Below are 3,753 nucleotides of genomic sequence, written 5' to 3'. Positions count from 1 at the left end.
TTATCATCGCCATTATTAGTGGAAACCCAATAGAAGGCCGGCTCTAGCGGCAATACTAAGGCTGCCTCACCTATGTCTGACAATAAGAAAAACTGCGACTCAATGCCTTTTAGTGTGTTAAGGCGCATAATGGTGTCAGCTTGCTGAGGGTTGAGATTAAAAGCTTGCGCGGTTAGGTGGAATTTGGCTGGATCCTGTCGCAGGAAAATCTTATGCGAGCTATTCTGAACTATCGCTTGACCACCTTCGCCGGCATAAAAATCTTCGCCGGATTGCGAAGCGGCTATTACAATGCCCTTTCGCTTTCTATAGAGTCGAAATGCAGCTTCTACTACTCCAGCGGCGGTTTTTCCTACCAAGTCGTGAGCCTCGTCAAAAATTAAGAGCTTGCGAGTATCTAATTCAACAGGGTCGTTCATTACTGTATCTGCCCACAGCATTGCTACTTTTAGAAATACTCGCTGTAGATCTGGGTCTCTATTTAAGCCTTTTAAGTCAAAGACTATAAATCGTTCCTTTAGCTCCAAAGCACCGGCGCGGTCAAAAAAGCGAGCGTAGGTTCCGTCGCCGTAATACTCGCGCATTAAGATGGCTAGTTCTTGGCGCTGCCTAAAACTTTGTTCCGTTTCGTTTGGCCGCGGAGGTTCCTTCAGGATCTTCATTACGTCTCGCAAGAGGAACTCTCGATCCATCGGGCCATGGCGATACCTATAATGAGCTTCGGTCAGCGACTCGATAATCTCGTTTCTCTGCAGGCGGTTTAATGGGACGTTGTTTTCCGATGCCATGTCGCAGAGTATATCGACGCAGATCGCAAACAAATCCTTAAAATTTTCGTCAGTCCTATCCGGGTCTAGTCGGCCTAGCCGATTTAGGAAATTCATTGCCGGTGCGCGCGACGGAGTCGCGTGGAAAATACGACCACCAAAAAGTTTCGCAATGCGCTCAAATCCACAAGGTTGGTTTGGCATGCCCTTGTCAAAGACAAATGTAATCGGAGGGCGCTCAACCTTAGTGCCATCAGGACGCTGAGAATAATGTCCTCGGTTTAATGTGATGAGAAGGAAACATAACAGATAGCTCTTTCCAGCCCCTGATACGCCACTTACTATTACGTTAGGCGCGACATTTGAATCAAATAAATCGAAATGCACTAGTTCGCGGTTCCATAGGGTCGGAAGGACAAACAAGGCATTTTGGCTGCCCTTCCAGTTACCCCAAAGAGGAAGTAAGCGAGCTGCTCGAGAGGAACGCATCATGCAAGTCCATCCTGGTCCATCGGTAGACGGATCGTAGGCACCCGGGATGGAATTTATGAGCATCCCAATATCGCTAATCATGTGCGACATCGCTCTTGCTCCATTCATGGCTGGGAAAAGCGAAAGGGCCTCGCTGGACGCTCTGCGAGCTTCGTCTAGGGTTTGAGTAATTTGAACGTGATTCACCCCAACGCGCACTATTTGCGATTTGTTAGAGTATAACTCCTCTCTAGCTTGTCTAATTGTGGCAATTTGATGTGAGATCTTTTGGTTGCTTCGTCCCAAGGCCGTTCTTTCTCGCAAGCCAAGTGTTGAATCTAACCGATCTAAGCGACTTAACTGTTTATCCTTTGGATCTTTTGAATAACTAACGCTCAATATGGATTCTGTTCCTATGCTTTGGAGTGGAATTGTCATCAGTGGCAGGCACTGTTTGGGAGGCTTTACCATGCTGACCGTATGGAATACACGGCCGTCTTTTACTATGAAGCCATCTTCTGGGTGATACGCTGGCGTATCGGAAATTTGGTTAGAAAGAATGTCGCTGCTGTCAAATTCAGGAGCTGGTACGGCGTTATTGCGTCCTCTCCTGTATTTTCCTCCTTTGGTCATCCTTCTATTAAAGATCGGGTAGAGAATGTCTATTAAACTCTGTCCATCGACCAGTCGTGGAGCGAAGCCCATATCGCCTAGGCGAGAAATCTTTCCGCTAATCTCTCCACGAAACTTATCTACATAGCGCTGATATTCATCACTGCGATTGGTTTTTTCGTTTGGATCCTTGGGGCCTTTAAAGAGCGCCTTTAGCGTGGACACAAAATCATCGAAAGGCGTGCGTCGGGTCCATGCTGGATCGAATCTAAAGCTAATTAAAAGCCGCGTCCTTCGAGCTCTAATGCCTAAGTTGCTAGACGAAGAGGCATTGCGCATGAGGCGCATCCATCGCTTTGCCATCCAGCCAGCAACTCCGCTAGCAGGATAATCATTGATGCACTTATCTAGCGTGTCTTGAATATCAAAGTTTGTAATCCAGTTAAATTGGATACTTATTTGCTCGTCTAGTGAATCTAACAACTCTTGAACGGATGCGCAGGCTTCAAAAGCATGTGCATCTGACGTGGAAGTAAGCAGTAGCGGTTGAAGTTGCCAAATAGACCAAATAGACGCATCGGCATGTAGAAATACGAAATTATTAGTGTCCCATTTTACATACGGCAGCAGATTCGCAAACAGCGCCTCATCTTCATACAAACTTTGCCGCCTATAACGATAAATGCTCATCAATAAAAACCATTTCCATTACAGCCGTTGCAATACGCAATAGCCATAAGCGCTCCACTACCCTCCTGTTTGAGAGGAATCAGAAGGTGGCCTTTTAAGACAAACCACCCTGGAGGACTCCTCCAAAAAATGAACCAGCTACGCCAGAAAGTGCACTATCGTCGACAATTCTAATAATGCGTTCTTCATGGTTTAGCTCTACTGATACGCCCGCTTGCTTACCTATTTCCAAAAGCAGCTCGTCTATCGTACCAGTAGTCTTAATGGAGATAGCTCTCCCTTCTACATGCTGAGGATACGAGCACTCGTATCCAATTGTCTGAGCTATCGCCTGAATTGCTTCAGCAAAATTTGAGTGAGGAAGCTCTAAAGAATAAACCGGCGAAACATATGCGGTAATCGAACCAGCTCGGCGAGGAATTGGCTGAGGAAGATGGCTCCAGGTAAGTCTGCTATAAACGGCCTCTGGACCATGTGGTCTAAATGCAGGGGTATAATATTGGTACCTTATAATCGGCTCTTGAGTCCTAGAACATGAGCAAAGAGCAATAGCTGAAAAAGCCAAAATTAACTTGGCGTAGTTTTTCAGTTTTGACTCCTGCTGTATAGCTATTCTCATATTACTTAGTTAACCTTAAGCGACAAATGAGTAACCATTATGCAAACTATTTATAAACCCAGGGAACGCTGGATGAACCGCCTGTAGAACCCTGTCTTAGCTGTTCCTCCATATCGAAGGCATCCTGCACAGCCCAGCGATCGTTTAGAACTCGTAAGTAGTAGTAATGTGCCGGTACTAAATCTCCAGCCTTATTTAAATGATCCGGAACCCACATTAGGCGAACCTCGGCCGGCTGAACAACTGGGTAGGCTGGTTGGGGAGCTTGAGCTCTGCGATATGAACCCATAACTTCTAATGCATGGCGAGCATTCTGTGACTCACCCTCCATGCCAGTCTCTTCGATGATTGTTTGATTATTTCGTTGACCAAGCTCCACATCGGAAGCTTCCGCATAAGGGTTAAGAACTTCAAAAGCTTTATTTGCACAAGCACTGAGAGATCCAAGAGAAATAGCCAAACAAATGTATTTATAGCATTTACAAAAAGGATTTTTGTAAATGCTATAAACAGCAAGTGCGTAAGCACTTGCCAATAAACAACAAATACCGTTTCCAAAAAGTAAAATATTTAACTTACTTTTTGGAAACGGTA

Annotated in this window: 3 protein-coding genes; all 3 read right to left on the bottom strand. The window is 45.5% G+C overall.

What is annotated here, in order from left to right:
* Positions 1–2,540, bottom strand: a 2,540-nt coding sequence (locus IT291_11400; protein MCC6221834.1) for a TraC family protein, incomplete at its 3' end; no start/stop codon positions are given.
* 94 nt (positions 2,541–2,634) lie between these two features.
* Positions 2,635–3,159 carry a hypothetical protein gene (locus IT291_11395; protein ID MCC6221833.1) on the bottom strand — a complete coding sequence of 175 codons (525 nt, stop codon included), beginning with the start codon at positions 3,157–3,159 and terminating at the stop codon, positions 2,635–2,637.
* Positions 3,160–3,205: 46 nt separating this feature from the next.
* Entirely contained in the window at positions 3,206–3,619 is a 414-nt protein-coding gene (locus IT291_11390) for a hypothetical protein (protein MCC6221832.1), read from the bottom strand.
* Positions 3,620–3,753 lie beyond the last annotated feature (134 nt).

The organism is Deltaproteobacteria bacterium, from assembly GCA_020845775.1.
Lineage (GTDB): Bacteria > Bdellovibrionota_C > UBA2361 > SZUA-149 > JADLFC01 > JADLFC01.
This window is presented reverse-complemented; position numbering and strand designations above follow the sequence as displayed.